Source organism: Affinundibacterium macrobrachii (assembly GCF_014652415.1).
GTDB classification, from domain to species: domain Bacteria; phylum Pseudomonadota; class Gammaproteobacteria; order Burkholderiales; family Burkholderiaceae_D; genus Undibacterium; species Undibacterium macrobrachii.
In genome coordinates, this window is sequence record NZ_BMYT01000001.1 from 841,920 (window position 1) to 868,900 (window position 26,981).

At 44.4% G+C, this 26,981-nt stretch carries 21 protein-coding genes; 13 read left to right on the plus strand and 8 right to left on the minus strand.

All coding sequences use genetic code 11. The features are described 5' to 3' along the window. Positions 1-225 precede the first annotated feature (225 nt). From hemL to IE103_RS03825, 4 genes are all read left to right on the plus strand, one after another. The gene (gene hemL / locus IE103_RS03810) at positions 226-1,512 is read left to right on the plus strand and encodes a glutamate-1-semialdehyde 2,1-aminomutase (RefSeq protein WP_189344644.1); all 1,287 of its coding nucleotides are present in this window, start codon (positions 226-228) and stop codon (positions 1,510-1,512) included. A 143-nt stretch (positions 1,513-1,655) separates the two neighbouring features. After that, on the plus strand, positions 1,656-3,521 hold the full coding sequence (locus tag IE103_RS03815) for a TolC family outer membrane protein (protein ID WP_189344645.1): 1,866 nt from the start codon (positions 1,656-1,658) through the stop codon (positions 3,519-3,521). Positions 3,522-3,858: 337 nt separating this feature from the next. Beyond that, positions 3,859-4,557: a transglutaminase-like cysteine peptidase gene (locus tag IE103_RS03820; RefSeq protein WP_229827051.1), complete on the plus strand. Its 699-nt coding sequence runs from the start codon at positions 3,859-3,861 to the stop codon at positions 4,555-4,557. A gap of 140 nt (positions 4,558-4,697) precedes the next feature. After that, positions 4,698-6,617 carry a bifunctional diguanylate cyclase/phosphodiesterase gene (locus IE103_RS03825; RefSeq protein ID WP_189344646.1) on the plus strand — a complete coding sequence of 640 codons (1,920 nt, stop codon included), beginning with the start codon at positions 4,698-4,700 and terminating at the stop codon, positions 6,615-6,617. A gap of 80 nt (positions 6,618-6,697) precedes the next feature. Here IE103_RS03825 and IE103_RS03830 read toward each other — a convergent pair whose 3' ends face one another. Next, positions 6,698-7,729, minus strand: coding sequence for a hypothetical protein (locus tag IE103_RS03830; protein WP_189344647.1), 1,032 nt, complete (start codon positions 7,727-7,729; stop codon positions 6,698-6,700). An 82-nt stretch (positions 7,730-7,811) separates the two neighbouring features. Further along, positions 7,812-8,219 (minus strand): diacylglycerol kinase, encoded by a 408-nt coding sequence (locus tag IE103_RS03835; protein WP_189345093.1) that lies wholly within the window; start codon positions 8,217-8,219, stop codon positions 7,812-7,814. Between the two features lie 275 nt (positions 8,220-8,494). Here IE103_RS03835 and IE103_RS03840 point away from each other — a divergent pair, with 275 nt between their 5' ends. After that, positions 8,495-10,432 carry a GAF domain-containing sensor histidine kinase gene (locus tag IE103_RS03840; protein ID WP_189344648.1) on the plus strand — a complete coding sequence of 646 codons (1,938 nt, stop codon included), beginning with the start codon at positions 8,495-8,497 and terminating at the stop codon, positions 10,430-10,432. A 49-nt stretch (positions 10,433-10,481) separates the two neighbouring features. Here IE103_RS03840 and IE103_RS03845 read toward each other — a convergent pair whose 3' ends face one another. Beyond that, entirely contained in the window at positions 10,482-11,993 is a 1,512-nt protein-coding gene (locus IE103_RS03845; protein ID WP_189344649.1) for a response regulator, read from the minus strand. Between the two features lie 385 nt (positions 11,994-12,378). Between IE103_RS03845 and IE103_RS03850 the strand changes: the two genes are divergently transcribed. After that, positions 12,379-13,170 (plus strand): IclR family transcriptional regulator, encoded by a 792-nt coding sequence (locus IE103_RS03850; protein WP_373295223.1) that lies wholly within the window; start codon positions 12,379-12,381, stop codon positions 13,168-13,170. A 52-nt stretch (positions 13,171-13,222) separates the two neighbouring features. On the opposite strand, the gene lepB is transcribed toward IE103_RS03850, so the two are convergent. The 4 genes from lepB to tkt all read right to left on the minus strand — a co-directional run bounded on the left by lepB (position 13,223) and on the right by tkt (position 17,874). Then, positions 13,223-13,915: a signal peptidase I gene (gene lepB / locus IE103_RS03855; protein WP_189344650.1), complete on the minus strand. Its 693-nt coding sequence runs from the start codon at positions 13,913-13,915 to the stop codon at positions 13,223-13,225. A 115-nt stretch (positions 13,916-14,030) separates the two neighbouring features. After that, positions 14,031-15,044 carry a type I glyceraldehyde-3-phosphate dehydrogenase gene (gap, locus tag IE103_RS03860; RefSeq protein WP_189344651.1) on the minus strand — a complete coding sequence of 338 codons (1,014 nt, stop codon included), beginning with the start codon at positions 15,042-15,044 and terminating at the stop codon, positions 14,031-14,033. Between the two features lie 187 nt (positions 15,045-15,231). Beyond that, complete coding sequence (locus IE103_RS03865; protein WP_229827052.1) at positions 15,232-15,816, minus strand: GNAT family N-acetyltransferase; 585 nt, start codon at positions 15,814-15,816, stop codon at positions 15,232-15,234. Positions 15,817-15,870: 54 nt separating this feature from the next. Continuing rightward, on the minus strand, positions 15,871-17,874 hold the full coding sequence (gene tkt / locus IE103_RS03870; protein WP_189344652.1) for a transketolase: 2,004 nt from the start codon (positions 17,872-17,874) through the stop codon (positions 15,871-15,873). 197 nt (positions 17,875-18,071) lie between these two features. Here tkt and speE point away from each other — a divergent pair, with 197 nt between their 5' ends. From speE to IE103_RS03905, 7 genes are all read left to right on the plus strand, one after another. Next, a complete protein-coding gene (gene speE / locus IE103_RS03875) occupies positions 18,072-19,304 on the plus strand; it encodes a polyamine aminopropyltransferase (RefSeq protein WP_189344653.1) in 1,233 nt (410 codons plus the stop codon). A 174-nt stretch (positions 19,305-19,478) separates the two neighbouring features. Next, positions 19,479-19,928, plus strand: coding sequence for a hypothetical protein (locus IE103_RS03880; RefSeq protein ID WP_189344654.1), 450 nt, complete (start codon positions 19,479-19,481; stop codon positions 19,926-19,928). A gap of 5 nt (positions 19,929-19,933) precedes the next feature. Further along, positions 19,934-21,064 (plus strand): glutathionylspermidine synthase family protein, encoded by a 1,131-nt coding sequence (locus IE103_RS03885; protein WP_189344655.1) that lies wholly within the window; start codon positions 19,934-19,936, stop codon positions 21,062-21,064. A 45-nt stretch (positions 21,065-21,109) separates the two neighbouring features. Further along, on the plus strand, positions 21,110-21,517 hold the full coding sequence (locus IE103_RS03890) for a DUF350 domain-containing protein (protein WP_189344656.1): 408 nt from the start codon (positions 21,110-21,112) through the stop codon (positions 21,515-21,517). A 106-nt stretch (positions 21,518-21,623) separates the two neighbouring features. Continuing rightward, positions 21,624-22,349, plus strand: a complete 726-nt coding sequence (locus IE103_RS03895; RefSeq protein ID WP_189344657.1) for a 16S rRNA (uracil(1498)-N(3))-methyltransferase — start codon at positions 21,624-21,626, stop codon at positions 22,347-22,349. 78 nt (positions 22,350-22,427) lie between these two features. Continuing rightward, positions 22,428-23,030 (plus strand): hypothetical protein, encoded by a 603-nt coding sequence (locus IE103_RS03900; RefSeq protein ID WP_189344658.1) that lies wholly within the window; start codon positions 22,428-22,430, stop codon positions 23,028-23,030. 265 nt (positions 23,031-23,295) lie between these two features. After that, positions 23,296-24,438: a methyltransferase gene (locus IE103_RS03905; RefSeq protein WP_189344659.1), complete on the plus strand. Its 1,143-nt coding sequence runs from the start codon at positions 23,296-23,298 to the stop codon at positions 24,436-24,438. A 155-nt stretch (positions 24,439-24,593) separates the two neighbouring features. Here IE103_RS03905 and IE103_RS03910 read toward each other — a convergent pair whose 3' ends face one another. Further along, on the minus strand, positions 24,594-26,777 hold the full coding sequence (locus tag IE103_RS03910) for a M4 family metallopeptidase (protein ID WP_189344660.1): 2,184 nt from the start codon (positions 26,775-26,777) through the stop codon (positions 24,594-24,596). Positions 26,778-26,981: the final 204 nt, after the last annotated feature.

Below are 26,981 nucleotides of genomic sequence, written 5' to 3' on the forward strand. Positions count from 1 at the left end.
TTCTAATTTTTTCGAGATATATTTGAAAGCAATCTCCTTGAAAAAACTTGCTGAGAATAAAAACAACAACAAATCAAAATTGCTTCAACAAATAAAATTAGCGACGAATTTGAAATATAAACACTGACACCATTATAAAAATGCTCATGAACTAGTTTATATACCAGATATACCACCAAGTACACAGCCCCTCTTTTTTACTCTTCACGCAACGAGCAAATCCCTATGTCAAACAATGAAACACTATTCCAACGCGCTCAAATCACAACTCCAGGCGGAGTCAATTCGCCAGTACGTGCATTTCGCTCGGTTGGGGGCACACCAAGATTTATTAAAAAAGCACAAGGTGCGTACTTTTGGGATGCAGATGACAAACAATATATTGATTATATAGGTTCATGGGGACCTGCGATTTTAGGACATGCGCATCCAGAAGTGATTTCAGCAGTACAACAAGCTGCAAGCTTAGGACTTAGCTTCGGTGCACCAACGGAAGCAGAAGTTTTGATGGCGGAGGAAATTTGTAAACTGGTTCCGTCTATTGAGCAAGTTCGCCTAGTTTCAAGTGGCACTGAAGCAACAATGAGCGCTCTGCGTTTGGCACGCGGCGCAACCAAGCGCGATAAGATTATTAAGTTTGAAGGTTGCTATCATGGCCACGCCGACTCACTTTTAGTGAAAGCAGGTAGCGGCTTGCTTACTTTTGGCAATCCAACTTCTTCAGGCGTGCCAAACGACTTCACTAAACACACCTTGGTACTCGACTATAACGACTGCACACAGCTAGAGAACGCATTTAAAGAATTGGGTGATCAAATTGCCTGTGTAATCGTGGAGCCTGTTGCCGGCAATATGAATTTAATTAAAGCAAGCGAAGCATTCCTGCAAACAATGCGCCGCCTTTGCACCGAATACGGCAGCATCCTGATCTTTGATGAAGTCATGTGTGGCTTCCGTGTGGCACTTGGCGGAGCACAATCAATTTATAACATCACACCAGATTTGACTGCCTTAGGAAAAGTAATTGGTGGTGGACTGCCAGTCGCTGCATTTGGTGGCAAAGCTGAAATTATGGCGCATTTAGCCCCCTTAGGTGGCGTCTATCAGGCAGGCACCTTATCCGGCAACCCTGTCGCGGTCGCCGCCGGCTTAACCACATTGAAGCTCATACAAGCTCCTGACTTTTACACAAACCTAACCAACCAAACACAAAAGTTAGTTGATGGACTCAATGAAGTTGCGAAGGAACTCAATATAGATTTCTGCGCAGATGCGATTGGTGGCATGTTTGGTATCTACTTTTGCAAAGACGTACCAAGCAGCTTCAAGCAAGTGATGCAAGCAGATGCTGATAAATTCAAACAATTTTTCCATGAAATGCTCGAACTTGGCATATATCTTGCTCCATCCGCGTTTGAAGCTGGATTCGTGTCTGCGCAACACTCAAATAGCGTGATTGAAACGACAATAAGCGCTGCGCGTATCGCTTTGCAAAAATTGACATGTAAATAGATTTTGTGGAAAGTTTCTCTACGTTATTAGATGTGTTAATTTTTGAAAAATTAAGATAAAACCCTATAGATCTTCCTATGTTTGACGATAATTTTCTGATATCTTTCGCCCCAACATAAGTTTGACCTTTTTCCGAGAAAAACATGTCATTAAATCTAAAAACAATTAGTCTTGCGATCAGCTTACTCTCTTTAACAGTTTGGGCACCTGTCCAAGCACAAACACAAACATTAAAAGATTCGGCACAAAAAGCCTTGATGACCAATCCTGAAATTCAGGCAAAGTGGCACAGCTTTCAAGCAACAAAATCGGGAAAAGACGCTGCATTTGGTGCTTATCTTCCTAATGTAACATTGAGCGCGGATACAGGAAGAGATAATAGAGATAATCGTATAGGGAAATCAGAATTAAATCGTACCTCAACGGCGCTAAGCCTGAATCAAATGATTTATGACGGCTTTCTAACAAGTAATCAAGTAAAACAGCTTGATTATTTGAAGAGAGTTCGTTTTTTTGAACTGCAAGATGCTTCCGAGAATATCACTTTAGAAGTAGTCAGGGCTTACGCCGATGTTATCCGCTTTCGTAAACTGGTTCGTTTATCTGAAGACAACTATGTAAGACATAAAGCGGTGTTTGAACAAATTCAAGCAAAATCCAAGGCAGGTGTCAGCCGCAGAGTGGATCTTGAACAAATCTCTGGACGTTTAGCCTTAGCTGAAGCGAATTTAGTGACAGAGACCTCGAATCTACACGACGTTAGTGCGCGTTTTCAACGCTTAGTCGGCACGATGCCTGCTGCAGACTTAGAAAATCTAAACAGCCTCACCGCTGGTGTACCCACAAATATTGTCGGTGCGCTAAATACGGCATTTACTAGCCACCCTGGCTTGATGGCGAGCATAGAAAACATCGCATCTGTCAATAGCGGCCTTCAATCTAGACGTTCGGCTTACCAACCTCGCCTAGATTTTAAAGCACGTGCAGAACGTGGCAACAATATTGATTTCGTTTCTGGACGTACCAACAATAATTCTGCCGAATTTGTCATGTCATGGAATTTATTCAATGGCGGCAGTGATAAGGCAAGAATTCAAGAAGCAGCGGATCAATTAAATCTAGCCAAAGATCTCCGTGATAAAACTTGCCGCGATATTCGTCAAACTTTGGCGATCGCTTACAACGACACACGTAAGTTGACCGACCAGTTAAATTATTTAGATCAGCATCAATTATCGATAGAAAAAGCGCGTGACGCCTACCGTCAACAATTTGACATTGGACAGCGCTCGTTACTAGATTTATTAGATACTGAAAACGAACTGTTTCAAGCAAAACGTACCTTCTCTAATGCCGAGGTCGATTTATTCCTCGCCTATGCACGAACACATGCTGGCATGGGTAAGCTCCACTCTGCACTGGGTCTCGCCCGCCGAGACGATGGCAGTGATACCTTGAAAAATCTCGATACCAATACGAATGTGGGTGCAGCCAATTGCCCAATTGAAGCTCCTGAAGTCTACGTTGCGAACAAAGCACAATTAGACAAACGCGCTTTGGAAAGTCTAGGAAGCTTAGAACCTATCAAAGCACCTGCAACTCCCGTAGCAGAAGCTACTGTTCCAGCAACAAAATTAGAAGTGCCGCAAGATACAGTTGCTGCAGCAAGAAGCAATGTATTAAATGCATTGAAAGGATGGCGCGAAGCTTGGGTTAATATGAATCCAGATGCTTACTTCAGCTTCTACTCGACCAAATACACATCTAGAGAATCTTGGAAAGCAGCTCGTCGCGCTCGTTTATTGAATGCGCAAAAAATCAGCTTGGATTTGTCTGACATCAAATTTACGATGCAAGATATCAAGCATGCGACAACAATTTTCCAACAAGATTACCGTTCGAGCAGTTATCAAGATACTTTACAGAAAACACTGTACTGGGAAGAAGTGAATGGAAAATGGCAAATCGTGAACGAGATTGTGTCTGGCCCTCAGGCAAAACAATGGTAAGCGAAGTGAAATTTTGATCGAAAAAAAGCCCGCATAATTTTTTTGTGCGGGCTTTTTTCTGAACGCTTGCTTTTAAAAAGCAAAAATGCGTTTGCTAACAGCACCTGAAGAAAATGCTCAACATTTTTAGCAGGACTGTGTAACAAGCACAAATGTTTCCTAAGAGAAGTATTTTTTCTTGTAAAATCAAAGTTACACTATGACTCATGTCAGTATCTTTGCAATCGAGATGTACGATATGTGCATGACAGTAAGCAAGTAAAAACTCGAATATCCCATTGGAAGTAAGCGCGGTCCGTCGGATTATCGTTCATTCATACTTCTAGGTGAAAGTAAATTGGCCCCTGCTTTTCGTACACTTCGTGCGTTTCCTATTCGCTCTAAGCTGATCACGATTAGTTTTGTGATCGCTGCGAGCATGTTGTCGTTGACATCTCACGGCATCAACTGGGATCGCTTACGCACGAATATTCGCGCATTGAGTGGTGAAGAACAAATCTTCAACGACTGGTCGAATCTTATTTTAAGCAGTACAGAAAACACGACAGAGCTAAAACTTCAAAAGGTAAATAATTTCTTTAATCGACGATTAATTTATACCGAAGATATTGAGCTTTGGGGGCAATCAGACTATTGGGCGACGCCACTTGAGAGTCTCAGCAAGAAAAAAGCTGATTGTGAAGATTATGTGATCGCAAAATATTTTAGTTTAAGAAACTTAAATATTCCCGACGCACAATTGCGTTTAGTCTATGTTAAAGCACGTATTGGTGGCCCCAACAGCAGTGTTACCCAAGCGCACATGGTACTAGCCTACTACCCTTCTAGCGATGCAGATCCTTTAATTCTAGACAATCTCATTTCAGAAATTAGACCAGCATCAAGACGCAATGATTTGTCACCCATTTTTAGTTTTAATGGACAAGGTATTTTTGCAGGAGCAGCTGCCAACGCGACACTGGGCCCAGGTGGAACAGGTCGGCTCTCACGCTGGCAACAATTGCTAGAACGTGCAAAAAAAGAAGGATTTGAATAATGAAGCCAATCACCAAGCAAATAACGAAGCAAATAACGAAGCCAGTAATGAGACAAAGAATAAAACTAACTCAGTAATTAATATCAAAATCAGTCAGAGTAAAACTTTTTAGAAATCACCAAATAAACAAAGGAATCACCATGTCGATGTACCGCCAACTTTGGTTTGCTATCATCCTCAGCACTTTAATTGCGTTAGTAGGTAGTTTATTCGCATCGACGATGAGTTCGCGCGCCTACTTAAATGAACAATTAAGAATGAAGAACTCTGACAACGCGACCGTGCTTGCGCTCTCATTAAGTCAAAAAAATATTGATCCAGTTGAGCTTGAGTTGATCATTACTTCGCTTTTCGATAATGGCCACTACGCTTCGGTCAGAATGTTCGATCCCAATGGCAAAATCTTAGTCGAACGTCTTGCCCCTGATGAGCAATCCAATGTGCCATCGTGGTTCAAACAGTGGTTTCCTATTCAATCAATTCCTGGTCAGGCACAAATTTCAAATGGCTGGAAACAGCTCGGCTCGATTCACCTTGTTAGTCGCAGTGGCGGAGCTTACGAGACTTTGTGGAACTCAGTGAAGGACATGTTCGTCACACTATCAATCTCTGGCTTGATCGCCTGCTATCTCGGCGCTTTAATATTACGTCGCATCAAGCAACCACTAAAACAGGTCATTGATCAAGCTAAAGGCATGACCGAACGCCGCTTCATTATTACACCGGAATCCAGCGTGCCTGAGCTGAAACAATTGTCCAGCGCAATGAACTCAACCGTGACGCTACTCAAATCCATGTTCGCCGAAGAAGCGGAACGTTTAGAAGCGATGAGAATACGCGCCAATTCGGATGCGACTACCGGCCTGGCCAATCGAGCGCATTTTATTAGCCAATTACAAGCTAGCGTCGAGGAAGAAAATGCGCCATCTGGTAGCTTGATCTTAATTCGTTTAGCCGGCCTTGCCGCAGTCAATAAAACGCTTGGTCGCAATAAAACTGATGAGCTACTCAAGCAAATAGGACAACTCTTATTAGCGCACCAAGCTAAACTACCTGACGGTTTTGCCGCTCGCCTCAACGGCACTGATTTTGCACTGCTATTTAGGCAAAAAGAAGCCCGTCCTATCAGTCAAAATCTACTGAGCGAAATTCGTCAAATTTTCGCAGCAGTTGCTGACGATTTTATGGTTTCGATTGGCTTTGGTGATTACGAATATGGAATTAGTTCGAGTGGTTTGCTGGCGCAAGTCGATGCGGCATTAGCCAGTGCAGAGGCAAGTGGAATCAGCGACATTCATCAATCTGCACCGCTCAATATCGAACATGCTCCGCGTAGTGCAGAGGAATGGTCGAAATTAATTCTACGTGCGATTGAACAAAATTGGGTAAAGTTAGCCTACTTCCCTGTCACTAAATCAGACGGCGAATTAGTACACAAGGAATCAGCCCTACGTTTAATGTTTGGTGGTGAGTGGTTCCCTGCTGCGCGCTTTCTCCCCATCGCAGAACGCTTAGGGCTCACCGAAAAATTAGATTTAATCGCAATTAAACTTGCATTAGATGAGCTCAGCAAAACAAACTCGTCGGTCGATATAGCAGTCAATCTCTCAGCACAGTCGATACAAGGTGGCGAATTTAGAAGCAAACTCAAAGCCATCTTACAAAGCAAACCAGGCGCTGCAAAACACCTGTGGTTGGAGATACCAGAAAGTGGCGTCTTTGCGAATATTGATGCATTCCGCATGTTCCATACCGATATTGCCCCAACTGGTTGCAAACTTGGTTTAGAACATTTTGGACGCCAATTCGATAAGATTAATTTGCTGCACGATCTCAAACTAAGCTACGTCAAGATTGATGGCGGCTTCGTTCGAAACATTGAAGAAAATGAGGGCAATCAGGCATTTATCAAAGGCGTTTGCACCATCGTACATCGACTGGCACTCCTGAGTTTTGCAGAAAGTGTAACGAGCAATGCGGAATTTATCAGCCTGCAACAACTCGGCCTAGATGGTGCTACAGGTCCCGAAGTTGGACGACTGTTTCCGCTAAAAGATTAACAAATATTTTGTTGAACAAACACATCACTCGATATTTAAACTCATCGAGTGATGCAAAATGCATGTTCCGTTTTGCATGATTATGGCAAACGCAACCAAGCACGCTCTTGCACTCGAACTGATTGTGAGCGACCACCGTTGACTGAGTAAGTAAGCCAAAGTGTTTTTACGATGCCAGGAGCTGGATCGATCTGTCCTACTGTATCATTTTCAACGCGCATTTCTAATCGACCATCACGAGTGAGCAGGCGTAGTGCTGCAGTCACATCAACTTTGTATGACTCTGTTCCATATTGCGCGCTAATAATCGTCAACTGCGTGTTCGCTTGACGATCTGAGTTGCGTATCGATGTACGGTTTTCTCTACGTTCATCTTGCATTGAAAAATCATCGTTCCATCTAGACCCTTCATTACGACTTCCCCAATTTCCTCGCGACCAGCCCTTAAATAAACTGCCGTCGACCACGCTACGCTCGCGATACTCAAAAGTACGCATTTCTCCACGAGAACCACGTGTGTAAATCTTCAATGATTTGATACGATTTGGATGAGGATCAATGCCGAATGTGCGGTTACCCATACGGAATTGGCGATCACTACGCGCCAACTCTCGCAAACGATCAGTAACGTCAACATGACTCTCGGCAGTCCCATAACGCGCATTTAAGATCAGGTATTCACCATCGTCGGAAGCATAGTTACGACCATAATCTGAGCCGCCACGATGATCCCAACGGCCATGATAATCACCTTCCCGCCCCCAGTTTCCGCCGCGCCAACCGCGAAACATATTACCATCGACGACACTACCTTCACGATATTCGAACACCCGCACTTCACCACGCTGGTCTTTCGCATAGATACGTAATGTCTTTATGCGATTTGGATGTGGGTCAATACCGAAACTATGGTTCCCCATCCGAAAAGTGACATCACGTCGCGCTAAGTCTTTTAAGGTTTGGGTGACATCGACATTACTTTCTGCGGTGCCATATCGCGCTTGCAAAATTTGATAAGCACCGTCATCTCGCTGAGCGAAAGCGACACTACTTAAGCCCAACAAAAAGAACAATATCAAACAAATATTACGACTGGTGCTGTGCAAGTTCATTTTTATGCTCGTCAAAGAATTCGAATAATTCGATAACGGGCTTGTTCAAAGTTTGGTGCACCGCCTGCAAATAAAATTTGTTTTAGTAATAAAAACGATCAACCAGAATGACCGCCCACGTCGCCACCGCAAGCAGAAAAGTCAACAACACGGCAGCACTTCCAAAGTCCTTCGCATTCTTGGAAAGTGCATGGCGCTCCAACGAAACTCGATCTACCACCGCTTCAATCGCTGAGTTTAATAATTCGACGATTAACATTAAGACCAAGACTGCAATCATCAATAATTTTTCAAATGCTGAAACTGGCAACAATAGCGCGATGATAGAACCAATCACGACTAGGATTAATTCTTGACGAAAAGCATGCTCTTGCCGCCAAGCTGCTTGCAGACCATCTAAAGAATAAAAGAAGGCAGAAAAAATTCGTTTTAATCCACTCTTGCTTTTAAACTCACTGATTGCTTGTGGTGTCGTTTGTGTCGCTTTCATTACATTTTGTGGAGGTATCTCCGTTTGCTTTTCTGGAGCTTCGGGTTGTTGCGACGATGTACTCATGCGAGATCCTTAATCTTATGAAGCACTATTATTTGAGGAGTTAAAGGATTCTAACAGTTGCGTATGACATTATGAATAATCAAGACTCAACGCATCTAGCAAATAGATACGACCACTTGCCTTGAAAACCCACAGATTAATTTCATTTCTCGGCATTTTCATCTAAGCTTATTTGATCTTCAAGCACGCACGCCTACAAGGACAATCGCATGGAACACCGCCTGCAACGATTAGAAGCAGTACAAGCAATGGTTCTAGAAATTGGGAAAATTTCTGCTAATACAAGCGAGCTACGTGAGTTTTTGCATGCGATTCATGTTGCACTTAGTAGGATCATGTATGCAAAGAATTTTTACATCGCACTTTACAATCCTGATGATGAGTCAATTCAATTTGCTTATTTTCTAGATGAGGTCGATCCACCACCAGATCCCAACAAGCGATTTAAGCTTGAAGCGCCCGGCTCATCTCTAACCAAATGGGTGATCGTCAATCAAAAGCCCTTGACCGCTGGCAGCGCGGAAATGACGCGCATTACAGCGGAAGAAGTCAATACAATTACCGGTGCACCTTCAGAGCATTGGATGGGCTATCCCTTAATCGACCATCACAAGCGCACATTGGGTGCAATGGTCGTACAAAGCTATGACAAGAACGCACTGTATTCTGAAGAAGATCAAGCTTTATTTGAACTAATTGCCCTACATATTTCCAACGCTTTAGAAGCCTTTCAAAGTGTCGACAAACTTGAACGAGCAGTACAAGAAAGAACCGCACTCCTCGCCCACGAAATTGCTGAGCGGCGTCGTTCAGAAAAAATTCAAAGCGCACTGTACGCAATCGCTGAGCTTTCTTTTTCGACCGAAGATGCAAGCTACTTGTATCGCCGATTACATCACATCGTCGAAAACTTAATTGTTGCAAAAAATTTTGCAGTAGCGCTTTATCACGATGATACGGAAGAAATCAGTATTCAATATTTCGTCGACGAAAAAGACCCTATTCCTAGCCATTGTCGTTTCCCACTTGGCATGGGAATGACATCTTTTGTCGTGCATACCGGCAAAGCACAATTGATCGATCGCTTACGCCTACAGCAACTCATTCAAAATCAAGAAATCAAACAAGTATTAGGTGGACAAGATATTGAGAGTTGGATCGGGGTGCCAATTCTAATTAAAGAAAAAATTTATGGCGTCATCATTGTGCAAAGCTATGATCTCAATGTGACTTACGGTGTTCAAGATTTAGAGCTATTAACTTTCGTCGCTAGCCACATCGCGGTAGCAATTGCGCGCATGAATGCCGACCGTGACTTACGCCAAGCTAAAGCCAATTTAGAACAACAGAATAATGCCCTCAACGATGCATTACTCGCTTTAAAAGAGGCGCAATCAGAATTAGTCCGGCAAGAAAAACTCGCTTCTTTAGGTAGTTTGGTTGCAGGTGTGGCGCATGAAATTAATACGCCACTGGGAATCTGCGTTACCGCCACCAGTCATCTAATCGAAGAAGTAAGATTAACCCGTAAAGATATTCTTGCAGATCAATTCGATACTTCACAACGCGAACAGTTTCTCGACGTTCTGGATCAAAGCCTGCGCATCCTCAATACCAATACAAAACGGGCGGCTTCATTAGTAAAAAGCTTTAAGCAAGTCGCCGTAGATCAAACCTCCAATGACCGACGTAGATTTCAATTACTTCCTTACTTAAATGAAACCCTCGTGTCACTTCAGCCTAAGTTAAAAGGCCGACAAATTTCGATTCAAATCGATTGCCCAGAAGGCCTAGTAATCGACAACTATCCAGGTGCAATTTCACAAATCCTGACCAATTTCGTCATGAATTCATTACATCATGGATTCGAAAATTTAAATCAAGGTGAAATCCAAATCAAATTTGAAGTGGATGGGGATTATCTGAAATTTCTATATGCCGACAATGGTCATGGCATGAATGAAGAAGCACTAGGAAAATTATTTGACCCTTTTTACACCACCAAACGCGGCCAAGGTGGCAGTGGTCTCGGCACGCATATCGTCTACAACTTGGTGACAGGTCTATTACGTGGAACGATCAAAGCAAGTTCTATACAAGGTCAAGGTCTTCGCTATGCGCTGCGCTTCCCTATCAATCTTAGCTAGATAAATTCGACGAAGTTACTACCACAATCGAATCCAAATCGACTATACATCAATCAGGATAACGAAGATTAATTTCTACCGCTCGATCGACATTTTGCACAAGCAAATCGACGTATTGCGGATCGAGATGGCTACCACTAACACTTTTCAGATGCGCGATCACTTGTTCAACTGGCCAAGCAGATTTGTAAACGCGGGCATGCATCAATGCATCAAACACATCTGCCACTGCGACAATTCTGGCATAGGGGTGAATTTCTTCACCAACTAATCCTTGTGGGTAGCCAGATCCATCAAATTTTTCATGATGTTGGTGTGCGATAATCGAGGCCGCACGCAAAATGGGACGATGTGAGCCATCTAAAATCGACATCCCTACTTCCGGATGTTGTTTCATAATGTCCCACTCAAGCTGATCTAGTTTTCCAGGCTTAAGCAAAACAGAATCAGGGGTCGCAATCTTGCCGATATCGTGCATAGGTGCCGCTTGCTTTAAGATTGCCGCTTCGTCTGGATCCATGCCCGACGCAATCGCAATCAGATAGCATACTTCCGACATGCGTCGAACGTGGTTCCCAGCTTCAGATGAGCGCGACTCCACCACATCGCCTAAACGCATAATCAGCTCACCTTGCGTGTCGCTGATTTCTTGGTTAAGCAAAATATTATCAAAAGCAATCGCTACGCCAGAAGAAAACACTTCTAGTAATTTGGCGTCAATTTCGCTAACGCTTTCTACCCCTTTCAACACTAACAATGAAGCTTTACCACTTTCATTGGGAAAATATCCAACGTAAGTATCGCCAAACAAATGGGAAATTCGATTTACTGTGACTTGATGTAAATGATCGAGTAATTCTTGATTGAATAACTGGTCATCGTCATCGAAATTACCTATCTTTGCCAACACCTCATAGGAATTCTCACCCGATACTCCGCTCGCACCACGCAAGCGTAGTAGCATACTTTTTTCAAGGCGCAATAGAGCTACGACTTGCTGTAATAATCCATTCGCAAAATCGTGCATGTTTCTTTGTTGGTAAATATGTGCAGAAGCTTCGATAACTCGCTCAAGTCCCTCACGATAAGTAACTTGGAATCGACGTGCCTCTTCGACGGTATAGATATCTCGATATGCACGCAGAGCGGCAAAGGTGGTGGTAAATAATTTGGTGCGATCCAGCTCGGTTTTTTCTTTGTAATCATTGATATCATAATCAACGATCACACTCTCCTCTGGTGCCTGACCAGGCTGCCCGGTCCTCAAGATAATGCGTGTGAATTGATTCTTTAAGTCTTGACGCATCCAACGTGCGACTTCCAAACCGCTATTCTCTGACTCCATCACGACATCGAGAAACACTAAGGCGATGTCGGGCTCACGACTTAAAATTTCTTTCGCTTCTGGACCACTATAAGCATCTAAGAATTGCAGACGCCGCCCATCTAATTCAAAACGATGTAAAGTCAACTTCGTAACATCATGAATATCTGGTTCATCGTCGACTAGGAGAATTTTCCATGGTGCAGACTTAGAAGGACTTAATGAGGTGCTCGACATAAACTACGTTTCCTTAAAAGCTGAAGCAGTTAGTGTGATGCAAATGACAAAGAAGACTATCTGAATCGAAATCAACGAGTTACGAACGGCAAATGCGGTAACGACATTTCTAAGCTTGATCTTACACCGAAGCAACACGCGTGCGCAAAAAATGTAAGCTGCCAATCACCCGTAATGCATAAAGAATGTATGAAATATAGCCTGTGACGCTAGGCCTCATATCAAGATCAATTTCTATAAATTCAATCGAAATAACAACAAGTGAAGATTCACTATTCTGCTTTCGCTATATCCACTTACAACAGGTGACGAAAATAGAGAGTTCAGTTCAACACAGCCATTTCACATCGTGGTATAAAGGAATTTATTGCAATGCACCATTCACATGATGAAAAACGACGCTCCCATTTCCGCTGAAAAAACTTCGATACAAGTGATCGAACGCATGGTCTCATTATTGGACGCATTATCGCGCTATCACGACCCGGTCAGTCTGAAAGAACTTGCCAGCGTGACTGGCTTGCATCCATCTACTGCGCATCGCATCTTAAATGATCTCTGCATCACGCGATTTGTCGACCGTGCAGACACTGGCACCTATCGTCTAGGTATGCGTTTATTAGAGCTAGGTAACATCGTAAAAAGCCGCTTGGATGTGCGCGAAGCCGCTTTAGAATTCATGCGAAATTTACACCGGATTACCAATCAAACTATCAATTTATCGGTACGTCAAGGTGATGAAATTGTGTACATCGACCGCGCTTTTTCTGAGCGTTCTGGCATGCAAGTCGTACGCGCCATTGGTGGTCGCGCACCATTACATTTGACTTCGACCGGAAAATTATTTTTATCGATAGACGAACCAAAAGCATTGCGCGCCTATATCACTCGCACTGGTCTCGCTGGTCACAATAAAAATTCGATTACCGATGTCGCAAAATTAGAGCGTGAACTGGCTTCGGTGCGCAGTAACGGCTATGCACGTGATAATGAAGAATTGGAACTCGGCGTGCGCTGTATGGCCGCAGGTATACATGACGACAGCGGGAAAATGATTGCGGGCTTATCGATTTCCGCACCGGCAGATCGCTTGCAAGAAGCTTGGTTGGGAGATTTGTTAAGCACCGCTGAACAAATCTCAGCGGCACTTGGCTATGTGCCGAAATTGGCAAAATAAGTTAGACAGAATTTATCGCGGCCATGCTATTTGAAAAAATAGGATGGCAAGCTTATTGATCTAATTTAGCACCAATGCGTTCGATACGCGGCAAATAGTAATTGTCGTAATCAAGTGAAAACATCAAACGCTTGACCCGGCCCGTGATTAATTCACGTTTAACAAAACCATAAAAACGCGAATCATTACTATTGTCGCGATTATCGCCCAACATCATGTAATGCCCAGCAGGAACCGTCACCGCATCAAATGAGCGTAAGGCTGGACGCTCTGGCATCACGATAATATTGTGATGCAAACTGCCTAAGGACTCGGTGTACATCAATTGCTGATTCGGATATTCACGTGCCGGTGTTAAAAATTGCGGATCAGGCTGATCAATTTGCGCGTAATCCGCTACTTGTCCATTGATAATCAACTTTTGATCGCGCATCTCGACTACATCACCCGGCAAACCAACAACGCGTTTGATCAAACGCACACCATCAGCAGGTGAACTAAAGGTCACAATATCACCACGCTGCGGCTCACCAACGTGTTTTAAGATGACATCTGTGAATGGAAGCTTAATATCATAAGCAATACGATTAGCGATAACGCGATCACCTTCTAGCAAATGTGGATACATAGAACTTGATGGTACGACATACCAATCCGCCAATGCGCTACGCATCAAAATCATGCCCGCGACAAATAACAAGAAAGTCTTATTATCCGCAACTAACTTGCGTAAGTTTAAGTTCATGATCAACTCCTTAATTGAACAACAGATTCCTACTACCGTTTTGTACAAACAAAAGCCCCGGAACATCGGGGCTTTCATCTTACTTCATCTTACAACTAGTTGAATGCCGATCAAATTACTTCGCACTCATCAATGCAACAGTCGTGTCCAACATACGGTTAGAGAAACCCCACTCATTGTCGTACCAGCTAGATACTTTGACCAAACGACCATTTACTTTGGTCAATGTTTCGTCGTATGTGGAAGATGCTGGATTGTGGTTGAAGTCAACAGAGACCAATGGTGCTTTGTTGTAATCCAAAATACCTTTCAAGGCACCTTCTGATGCGTCTTTCAATACTTTGTTGATTTCTTCAACTGTGGTATCGCGCTTAGCAATAAACGTCAAATCAACTACGGAAACATTGATCGTTGGTACACGCATTGCGTAGCCATCCAATTTACCGTTCAACTCTGGCAATACCAAACCTACCGCTGCTGCTGCACCAGTTTTGGTTGGGATCATGCTCATGGTTGCAGAACGCGCACGACGCAAGTCTTCATGCATTACGTCTGTCAAGACTTGATCATTGGTGTAAGCGTGAATCGTTGTCATCAAACCGCTTTCGATACCGATTGCATCGTTCAATGGTTTTGCCAATGGTGCTAAGCAGTTCGTTGTGCAAGACGCGTTAGAAATAACGGTGTCAGTTGCTTTCAATACACCGTGGTTCACGCCGTACACGACTGTTGCGTCTACATCTTTACCCCCTGGTGCGGAGATAATGACTTTCTTTGCGCCGCCAGCTAAATGCGCAGATGCTTTTTCTTTAGTTGTGAAAAAGCCCGTGCATTCCAACACAACGTCAACATTCAATTCGCCCCAAGGGATATTCGCAGGATTACGTTCTGCGAATACTTTGATCTTGTCGCCATTAACGATCATGGTGTCGCCTTCAACACTCACTGTGCCAGGGAACTTGCCGTGTGCGGTATCGTAACGTGTCAAATGCGCGTTAGATTCTGCGTTACCCAAATCGTTAATCGCCACGATTTGAATTTCATTTTTAAACTTACCACCTTCGTAATGTGCACGTAGGATATTACGACCGATACGGCCATAGCCGTTAATTGCGACGCGAATCGTCATGGTTCAATCTCCAAAAAGACAAACAGCAACAAAAAATAAAACACAAAAAAACTTAAAATCCTTTGAACAAGGTTTATAGAAACCTCTTAGTCGGGATGCAGCGCTAGGCGCAATCCGGAGCAATATGTCGATATTGCGAGGAATTGCAACAACGCGATGCGCCCGAATATGAGGTTTATATAAACCGCTATTGCATAGCACGCGGAAACGGCATGGCATCCGCCGATGCCATCATCACGCTCAAATCATTCCAACCGTAACCCACCTCGGTCAGATCTAATCCATCCCAACTAAAATCTTGCTCGATGAGGATCTCTCCACCGAGTTCTTCGTAAAAATTGCGCGCTTGTGCATTGCCGTCAATCACCCAGATCACGCAACTCGTGCAGCCCATCGCTTGTAGAGAACGGGCTGCCTTATGCAACATGCGTTTACCGATGCCACAACGTTGCCATTGTGGGCGTATATAAATCGCATTGATTTCGCCATCTTTGCCCAGCTTTGGCTCAGGCAATTTCATCGCTGAGACGAAACCAACGATCTCATTATCACTCACCGCGACATACACACACAGACTGTCTTCTTTTACCGGCAACGCCTGCAAAATCGTACGCCAATGCAGTACGTTTTCGTTCATGTCCATCTCGTTGAGATAACTATCAGGAATCATGCCACGATAAGTCGTGCGCCAGCCCTCGATGCGGATTGCGGCGATCGCTTCCGCATCTGCGACTGTGGCACGACGTAATTGGATTTCCTTGATTTTATTCATATTGAGTTGGGTTCACTTGCGCGTAGTCAAAATATACTAAATTATTCAATCTACTCACGCTAAAACAGTTTTCACTTTCGCGACCACGTTTTCTACCGTGAAGCCAAAGTGTTTGAACAACACGCCTGCAGGAGCAGATTCACCGAAAGTATCGATACCAACTACCGCACCTTCCAAACCAACATATTTATGCCAGAACGCTGTAACACCAGCTTCGATCGCGACACGCGGCAAGCCTTTACCCAACACGGTCAATTGATAAGCTTTATCTTGGCGATCAAATACATCGGTTGAAGGCATAGACACCACACGTGCTGGAATGCCTTGCGCAGCTAATTCTGCTGCTGATTTCACCGCAAGTTCAATTTCAGAACCAGTCGCAATCAACACCACTTTCGCATCTGCTGCATCTTGCAAGATGTAGCCACCGCGAGCGATATCAGCAACTTGCTGTGCGCTACGCTCTTGGAAAGGCAAGTTTTGACGTGAGAAAATCAAGGTCGATGGACCATCGGTACGCTTGATCGCCTCTGCCCAAGCAACTGTGGATTCAGTCGTATCACATGGACGCCAGTTATCCAAATTTGGAATCAAACGCATGCTGGAAATATGCTCAACCGATTGATGTGTAGGACCATCTTCACCGAGACCGATGGAGTCATGCGTGAAGACAAACAAGCTACGAATCTTCATCAAAGCCGCCATACGAATTGCATTGCGGCTATAGTCAGAGAAGGTCAAGAAAGTCGCGCCGAATGGCAAGTAACCACCATGCAAAGCGATACCGTTCATGATCGCGCTCATACCGAATTCACGTACGCCGTAGTTGATATGATTACCTGCCTGGTTAGCGCGCACCGCGACGCACTCTTTCCAGTTCGTTAAATTGGAACCTGTCAAATCGGCAGAACCGCCGAGGAATTCTGGCAAGCTTGGAGCGAATGCTTGAATCGCATTTTGGCTAGCTTTACGGGTTGCAATCGTTTCTTTTTTCTCGACTGTTGTCGCAATCGCTGCCTTCACTACTTCATCGAAATTCGCTGGCAAACCATTGTTCATACGACGTGTCAGTTCGGCAGCTTTGGCTGGATGCGCAGCACTGTACGCAGCAAACGCGGCATTCCATTCTGCTTCTGCTTTCGCACCATCGACTTTCGCATCCCATGCACTGTACACATCGGCTGGCACTTCGAACGGTGGATAGTTCCAATCGATGTTTGCACGCACGGCAGCGACTTCTTTATCGCCAAGTGCAGCACCGTGCACATTGTGCGTACCTTCCATATTTGGAGAGCCTTTACCGATCACGGTACGGCAGCAAATCAAAGTTGGTTTGTCAGATGCTTTGGCTGCAATAATTGCTTGATTGACGGCAGCGACGTTATGACCATCGACACCGCGAATCACATTCCAGCCATAAGATTCAAAGCGTGCTGGCGTATCATCGGTGAACCAACCTTCTACGTGACCATCGATAGAAATACCGTTGTCGTCCCAGAATGCGGTTAATTTGTTCAGCTTCCATGTGCCAGCCAAGGAACAAGCTTCGTGCGAGATACCTTCCATCAAGCAGCCGTCGCCCATGAACACATACGTACGATGGTCAACAATATTCGCGCCATCCACATTGAATTCTGCAGCAAGTAATTTTTCCGCTAATGCCATACCAACTGCATTGGTGATGCCTTGACCAAGTGGGCCTGTGGTTGTTTCCACGCCTGGTGTGATGTGCACTTCTGGATGTCCAGCCGTTTTGGAATGCAATTGACGGAAATTGCTGATCTCAGACATCGGTAAATCGTAGCCTGTCAGATGCAACAAAGAATAATGCAACATCGAGCCATGACCATTCGACAACACGAAACGGTCACGATTCACCCATGACGGGTTGGTCGGATTGTGACGATAGTGCCCTGCCCACAGTGCCACCGCGATTTCGGCCATGCCCATAGGCGCACCTGGATGACCAGAATTGGCTTTTTGAACAGCGTCCATAGACAATGCGCGAATTGCATTGGCCATCTTAGAAGTATTTTCAGGCTGGAATGTGGATGTCATAGCGGCAGAGGAGAAAAGTTTATAAAAATCTTGCGGAACGCAAAACGATTAGGTCTTATAGGGCTCGGATTACCCAGTGTTACCAAATACCAAGCATTAGCCAAAGTGATCGTTTTACGTAATAAAGTCCGTTATTTTACCAGAGCAGCGCGCCACAGAATACAATTGCGACTTTCACATCATTCTTACTAAGATTTATGGAAGGTTTACACCTCACCGCAGATTGCTTTATGTGCCAATGCAATCCAGCACTTTTAATAGAAGAAGATCGCTTAAGCAATTTAGTTCGCCAAACAACTTTGCAGGCAGGTTTAACAATAGTAGGAGAAAAATTTCACGGCTTTACGCATCCGGATAGTAGTCCAGCGGGAATTACCGGAACTCTTTTATTAGCAGAATCACATGTAGCAATTCACACTTGGCCAGAACGCCAAGCCGTCACCTTAGATGTGTATGTTTGCAATTTTGAAAATGACAATAGCGCAAAAGCCATAGAAATCGTTGAACGTCTGGTGACTGCATTTCAACCGCAACAAGTCTCGCGGCAAAGTCTGCAAAGGGGAACACCCAGCGAAACAACAAAAAGTATGGCAATAGAGTATTTAAGTGCGCACACGGCGATGCAAACCCAAATCACTGAAGTTGTCGCAGAGGTACAAAGCCCATTTCAGCACATCCAAATCGCCATCTCGCCGGAATTCGGCAAGATCATGCGCATCGATGGCGCCATGATGACTTCAGAAAAAGATGAGTTTTACTATCACGAAGCTTTGGTCCATCCGGCCGCAATCACGCACGGTGGTCCGAGAACCGCCTTAATTATCGGCGGGGGCGACGGTGGCTCCACAGAAGAGCTACTCAAATACAAAAGTATTCAACACATCACCTTGTGCGAAATTGATGAAGAAGTCATTAAGCTATCGAAGCAACACCTAGCCTCAATACACCAAAACGCATTTGACTCAATCAAGGTCAATATCATTCATCGCGATGGCTTCGCCTACATTGAGGAATCTTCCGATCAGTACGATTTAATTCTCTTAGATCTGACTGATCCAATTACGGCAAATGGTAGCAATTTGGCGCAGTCTTGTATGACTGAGTCTTTTTTTCAGTCTTGCTATCAACGTCTAAATGAACATGGCCTCATCGTCTTGCATTTAGGCAGCGCGTTTTATCACGCAGAGCGTTACCAGACAAGCTTAGCGCGTCTGCGCGCAAGCTTCGATCATGTACAGACCTTCGACGTTTTTATTCCACTTTATGGCGCGATGTGGGGCATGGCGATGGCAGCTAAAGATGCGCAACATATGCCTACGCAGAATTATTTTCAGTTATCCAAACAACAAATCAATCAACGCATTCAGCAACTCGAACTTAATCAACTACAGTTTTACAACGCCGAACTACATCACCGCTTGCTAGCATAAAGAACTCGTCTCTTGAATTGAAAGACCTTGAAGCCTAAGCACGACGTTCAAAGAAACAACAAGTTACTGACAACGGTAAAACAAAAAGACGAAGACCGTCACAAGTCAGATAGGCAGTATTACAATGGCAACTCAAACAATTTGAATGTCTCAGAATATCAAGAAGGAATGCTGATGAGCACACAGCAAAAACATAAACGTCGCGCCTCACAAAGTTTGCCACTGATGTTAGTCACTTCAGCCACCGTCGCGAGCTTGACGGGCTGTGGCAGCAATGACCCAAACGCGCATCTCGCCAGTGTACGTGATGAATACCAAAGTTTAGAAGATTGCAAAGAGGATTGGGGAAGTACTGATCCCTGCCAACCGCAGCCAGCACCACCAAGTTCAAATTTAATTCCAACCACTGGCAATAGCTCTGGCGGACACATCTACACCGGACGTTATTGGGGGCCGACTTACTATGAGGGGCAACGAGATGCCGCTCAACGTAATTTTTTAGGTAGTCGATTTAATGGCAGTGCTGCGCAATTGAGCGACCGCGCTGTTAGCCGTAGCATCACACGCAGCGTTAGCCGTGGCGGTTTCGGATCAAGCTCACGTGGTTTTTCTGGCGGAGGCTAAACCGAATGATTCGAGAATCATTAACCCCACGCACGGCGTGGCAACGTCAATTCGAGGATCTTGGTTTTAGCTACCACTCCATTGATGGATTATATTGGGATGAACGCTACGCTTATCGTTTTACCGCAGATCAAATTGACATACTAGAACAAGCCACCATCGATTTGCATCAAATGAGTTTGCAAGCAGTTGAGCACGTTATTCGTCATGGTCAATTTGAACGATTTGCGATTCCACAAAGCTTTTGGTCCTACGTAGAAGAGAGCTGGCGCGAAAAAGAGTTCTCGCTATTTGGTCGTTTTGACTTAAGTTGGAACGGTACCGGCGCGCCAAAAATGTTGGAATACAACGCAGATACACCGACTGGCTTGGTGGAATCCTCAGTCGCGCAATGGTATTGGATGCAGGATGTCTATCCAAATGCGGATCAATTTAACTCTTTGCACGAAAAACTAATCGATCAATGGAAAAAGTTCGACGCGAAAGGTGTTGTGCATTTTGTTTGCGCGGATAGTGAAGAAGATGTTGGCAATCTTTCTTACTTGCGCGATACAGCAATTCAAGCTGGATTCGCAACCAAGCAAATGAGCATCAACGAACTTGGCTGGGATGAAGCCAACGCCGAATTGGTCGATGACAATGATGTCAAAATCGATAATTTATTCAAGCTCTACCCGTGGGAATGGCTATGTCGCGAACAATTTTCTAGCCATTTATTAAGCCGCCCTGCTCGCATTGTTGAGCCTGCATGGAAAATGCTTTTATCAAATAAAGCAATCTTGCCTGTACTATGGGAACTCTTTCCAGATCATCCGAATTTGCTGCCTGCCTATACCGAAGCATGGCGCATCAGCGGTAATTTTGTGAAGAAACCGCTGCTATCACGTGAAGGTGAAAATATTTCGATTTATGCAGATGGAAATGTCATACATACTGAAGGCGAATATGGACAAGAAGGTTTCATTTATCAAGCCTATGCGCCACAACCAAAGTTTGATGATGGCATTACACCAGCCTATACCTCGATTGGTTCATGGGTGGTAGGCGATGAGGCAGCTGGAATCGGAATACGCGAAGACGAAACGCTTATCACAAAAGACACTAGCCGTTTTATTCCACATTATTTTGTCGATTAAGTTTTATCCCCCAACACATTTTATTCATCGATTAGAAAGTACCTCATGAGCGCACAATTTTTAGCCTATGGCTTTCCAGCATTTATCAGCCACTTTGGTTCCGCACTCGCTTTTTTATTTCTCTTTATTGCGATCTATATTCGTATCACGCCCTATAAAGAAATTGCCTTAATCCGTGAAGGCAATACCGCCGCGTCTGCCAGCCTATCAGGTGCAGTACTTGGTTATTGCATTGCCTTAGCCTCATCGGTTGCGCATAGCGTCGATTTACCCGACATGCTTATCTGGAGCGCAATTGCTTTGGTCATTCAATTACTTGCGTTTGTAATTGCACGTATCTTGCTACCAGACTTAATCAAAGACGTACCGAATAACAAACTTGCTTCTGGCATTTTTCTGGGCGCCTTAAGCTTAGGTATGGGCATACTCAATGCCGCTTGCCAAACCTATTAATTTACATCGCTATTTTGCATCGATGAATTCATAAAGATTGTTAGAGCGCCACTTGTACAAACGCGCTCTACCTTCCCCTACTAGCTCGTACATTTACTGTCATCACATGCCTCGTTTTTATTGCTCTCTGCCCTTGTCTGTGGGCGCGATCGTCGATCTACCAAGCGATACCGCACATCATATTTTTGTTCTACGCTTAAACGTCGGCGATCGTGTTGAGCTTTTTAATGGCGAAGGCGGCAGTTATTTAGCAACACTGACAGCAATAAGTAAAAAACACGTCACTGCTGAAGTGAAGCTTTTCTTGCCAGAGGAAGTCGAACTACCATTTCATTTAAGTCTGGCACAAGCCTTACCAGAAGGCTCCAAAATGGATTGGATTATAGAAAAAGCGATAGAGCTTGGCGTGAATCACATCCAACCGCTCGCCGCACAACGTAGCGTCGTAAAGTTGAACCAAGAACGGGCAGAGAAAAAGATGGCGCACTGGCAAGGTATTATCCAAAGTGCTACCGAACAATGTGGGCGAAAACGCCTTGCACTTCTGGCTGAATTAATCGATGCACAAAAGTGGATGACGCAACAAGATATGCACAAACGCATCTTGCTCTCACCTCGTGCGAATCAATCATTAGCTGATTGGGCAAAGCATCACCCCGCGCAAGCATTAACCATCGCAATCGGACCGGAGGGCGGATTCTCAGAACAAGAAGAGCAACTAGCAGTAAATCAAGGAGCACTTATGTTAAGTTTAGGTCCGCGCGTGCTCAGAACCGAAACCGCAGGATTAGCCGCGATTACTGTAATTAGCGCTGCATGGGGTGGCATCTAAAACGAATGCCTCGTTTATTTGTTCAAATGGACCTGACTTTCAACATTCGAACTTTATCTTTCCAAATCGACTTGCCATATGAAAAAACATCTATTCACCGCCATCTTTGCAATCAGCATTGCGCAGATCAGCTCGGTTCAAGCGCAAATAAAACAAGAGGCACCATTGGTTTCTATCCCTAGCCATGATTCTTTCTTTGATCAACTACAACAATTATGTGGCAAAGCCTTCGAGGGAAAGGTCGTCGTTGATAATCCAAAATCAGATGGTTTTGAAGGAAAACTCGTCATGCATGTACGGAAATGCAGCGACACTCAATTGCAAATCCCATTTCATGTTGGCGACAATCACTCACGTACTTGGATAATCACAAAAACGGGTTCAGGTCTCTCACTCAAACATGATCACCGACATGCCGATGGCAGTCACGATGCACAAACCATGTATGGTGGGCACACCCTTGATGGCGGATGGAAGAATATCCAATCATTCCCTGCTGACCAGTATTCCAAAGAACTATTCGCACGTTTAGGCAGCGCTCAATCAATCACTAATACTTGGCAAATATTTATTTACCCGAATACTTTTAGCTACCGACTCATTCGCGAAGGACGTGAATTTAGAGTGAACTTTGATTTAACAAAACCAACAAGTATTCCACCTACGCCTTGGGGTTATTAAGTCCAAATTACCAGATAAATGAAATCAAAGCCATTGATGTACTTCACTAGTGCCGTACGCTAATAGTGCCGATAAGATTTCTATCGGCACTTGTCGATTATGTCAGTCAATTTGCTGCATACACTGTCGCTTTAATTGAAACTTCTCGCGAAACCAAATATGAGCAGGAGTATCAGCGACTCACTTTACATCTTTATCCCTTTTCAAGCGCTGCATTTGTTAAACTTCGGGCATATCGTTCTGACTCACCTCACCAATTGTCCCCATGCATGCTCCACATCCCGTTATAAGTTGGCTAGAAAATCAAGAAAAACTGACCTTGCTTTGGCACTCTGAAAACGCCAGTCCAGCACCCAAGCGAACACAAATCGCAGACGATACCTTAAATGCGGATACCGCATATAAATTGGCTTGTGAAGGAACTGCAATGCTATGGCGTGGTGATTTTCAAAATGCAAAGAACTTGTTACAGGCAATCACGAGAAGAATCGACAAAAAGCGCTCACGAGTAAAAAAATCGGTAAACCCACCTGTAACAGCATCCGACGCTTTTCATTTACATCGTCAAGCACAGGCACAACGAGCTCGTGTTTTAGGTATGCTTCTTATTCCGATCAATGCGGATTTCACAATTCCCTTGCGCCGCGCACCAGATGTGAAACAAGCCTGTTTAGAAGCTTACGGACAGATAGATCAAGATTTTGCGATTTCTTTACGCGAGCTACTGGGAATCATTGGTGCCCATCAATGGAGAAAAAACGGCATTGAAATTCCCGCGTTGGGAGACCGAATTCATCCGCATTACGGCGTCTTCTCTCCTGTGCGTGGCGAGTATCTTGATCTAGTCGCAAAAGCACCACTACCAAACCTAGAACTTGCCTTCGATATCGGCACTGGATCGGGCGTTATCGCGGCAATTTTAGCCAAACGTGGCATTAAAAAAATCATCGCGACAGATCAAGATGACCGAGCACTCGCCTGCGCCAAAGAGAACTTAACTAAACTCAATCTTTTGTCCCAAGTCGATCTCATCAAAACCAATCTATTTCCAGATGGTCAAGCTGCGCTAATCGTCTGTAATCCACCGTGGGTTCCGGCTAGACCAAATGCTGCTATCGAATATGCGGTCTATGATCAAGACAGTCAAATGCTACGCGGCTTTTTAGCTGGGCTATCAAAACACCTAACACCGGGCGGCGAAGCCTGGCTCATCATGTCGGATTTGGCGGAACATTTAGGATTACGAAGTGCACAGGAATTTTGGAGCTGGATAGATCTAAATGGACTTGAAGTCATCGGAAAAATGGATATACGGCCTCGCCATGCAAAAGTGAACGACAGCAGCGATCCTTTACATCAAGCACGCGCGGCAGAAATTACATCGCTGTGGCGCCTGCAACTCAAGTAACACAAAACCTTCCCCCTAAATAAAAAAAGCCGTCAGATTTCTCGACGGCTTTTCTATTTCAAACAATTTCTCGAACCTTAATCAAACAAACTCGTTTCAATTCAATTCAATTCAATTCATTAGAATAAACCGAGTTTGTTTAATCATTCCATCTCTTATTGAACTACTGCCTTAACACTTGCGTTTGACACCGCAGCATAAGCATTCACCAATAAATAGTATGTACCAGCTGTTGGTGCACTGAAAGTGATAGTTTCTGTATTTGTAGAACCATCAGATTTCTTAGTATAGCTAGTTGTTGTTGGTGCTGTTGTCATACGTGCATATAAATCACCATCGCCAGTGCCACCAGATAATGTGAAGGTTAAACTTGTTTTACCAGAAGGAACAACGATGCTATACACCTTAGATCCATTCGTCGCCAAACTCACACTTTGGGCAACACCGCTAACCAATACATTACCACTTGGTGGCGTTGTACCAGTTTGATAGCTCGCAACAATCGAAGCACCATTAACAGCTGCGTACGCATTTGCCAACAAGTAGTAAGTTCCTGCGGTTGGCGCAGCGATAGTGATTGTCTCAGCATTCGTTGAACCATCTGATTTCGACAAGTAAGAAGTTGTCGTTGGAGCAGAACCTAACTTGGTGTACAAATCGCCGTCACCAGTACCACCAGACATTTTGAATGTGAGATTCGTCGCACCGGTTGGTACGGCAAATGTATAAGTCGCGCTTTGACCTGCTGCTGCAGAGAACGCTACCGCAACATCTTTCGTCAATACGCTACCAGTTGGTGGCGGCGTCGTTGTTCCACAACCCCCAGTAACACCAACGGCTGCAAATGCTGCTGTAACATCAGCAACTGCATATCCACGATTGATTGCAGCCTTTTCTACGCCACACGCACCTTGGTTAAATGTGCTATTGGCAGTCCAGTACAGACGATTTGCATCAGCCATGATTTCAAATGCCTTACGTACAGTCCAACCAGATGAGGTTGCCAAGATATGGAAGGCTTTGTTAAATACGCCGCTGGAGTGATGCACGTCCATGCTACTCGTGAACTTGCTTGCATGACCAATTGAACGACCATCTAACTCTGGGTTATACATGTAACGCATTGCGCCAGAGCCCTTTTTGATGTCGTCACCGACCATAAAAGTTCCTGTACCACGCATATACCATGACGCCGCTTCACCCGCCATATCAGAGAAAGCTTCATTCATACCGCCTGACATGCCTGAATACACTAAACCAGAATTTTGTTCAGTAAAGCCGTGACTAACCTCATGTGCAGTAACGCCTAAAGAAACCAAAGGATGGAAAGTACTGCCGCCATCACCATAGCTCATTGCGGAACCATCCCAAAATGCATTCTCATAGTTAGTGCCATAGTGAATGCGCATTTGCAACTTGCCAGAAATTGGACGAATTCCCAGCCAAGCTTGATACATATTGAATACGACATTGCCAAAGAAATGACCATCATTCAATGGAGAATAAGCACCATTAATTTCTTTAAATGTGTTGGTAGGGCAAGTAAATTTGTACAAAGTTCCCGTGCCAGAAGTCGCGCCATTCATATTGTAAGTGTCGACATTTGGACTAGTCATTTGGCACGTGCTAGACACATTTAATGGACCATAAGTAGCACCGCTGCCTGCAGGACCATAGGTGTAACGACCGATACGCTGATTACCACCAGGGCCGCCAGCATCTAGATGCGTAATACCTTCCCATTGCTCTAACACCGCACCTGTATTCGCATCAATCAAAGCGTGTGGGCGGCTTGGTGTACCATCCGCAGCGATCGTGACATAAGAGGCTAAATAAACCAATTTAGCCACGCCATTTGACGCTTGCTTCACAAATAGTTTTGTTTGTTCGTTTGATGTGTTGCTTGCGCGCTTTGCATTTTTCAATAAACCTAGCGCTTGGCTTGCTGAGTATAAAGGCTTCACTGTTGGCAAGTCATTTGCCAAATTGCTTAACATGGCGCCGTGGAATGAACGCGCAGCAGAAGAAACAATCGATTGCGTCTCATCGGAATGCTCAACGATTACCTCACCCCAAACTGGCACTCCTTGGTGCAACTGTTCATAGCGAGTAACGAGCTTGTTGCCGTATTTTTGGCTGCGCAAGGCTTGCAGTTCTCCAGCACCCAAACCGAGCACCTCATGGGCTCTCGCGGATGCACTATTGGATGCCGAATTAAACGCCTTATTTTTCGCTGGAATACCAGCACTCAAATCAATACGATCAGCCGCTGAAACGCTGAATGATGCAGCGACTAAACTTGCTAAGATTGTTGGACGCAACACAGCTTGTAATTTCATACCTTTTTTCATCTTATTCCCTACCTTCTAGTTGAAAAACTCCCTAAGTATTGAATTGACCAAAGCTTGTGGCTTTAGTCCCCATTTTTTGCCTTTTTTAACTACCTTGATTTTGGGTTGTAGCGGCAAAATGCTCTTTTTATCTGAGAAAGCCGTACATATATTGATTTTTTGACATATCTCATCTGGCAAGTGCAAGTAGAA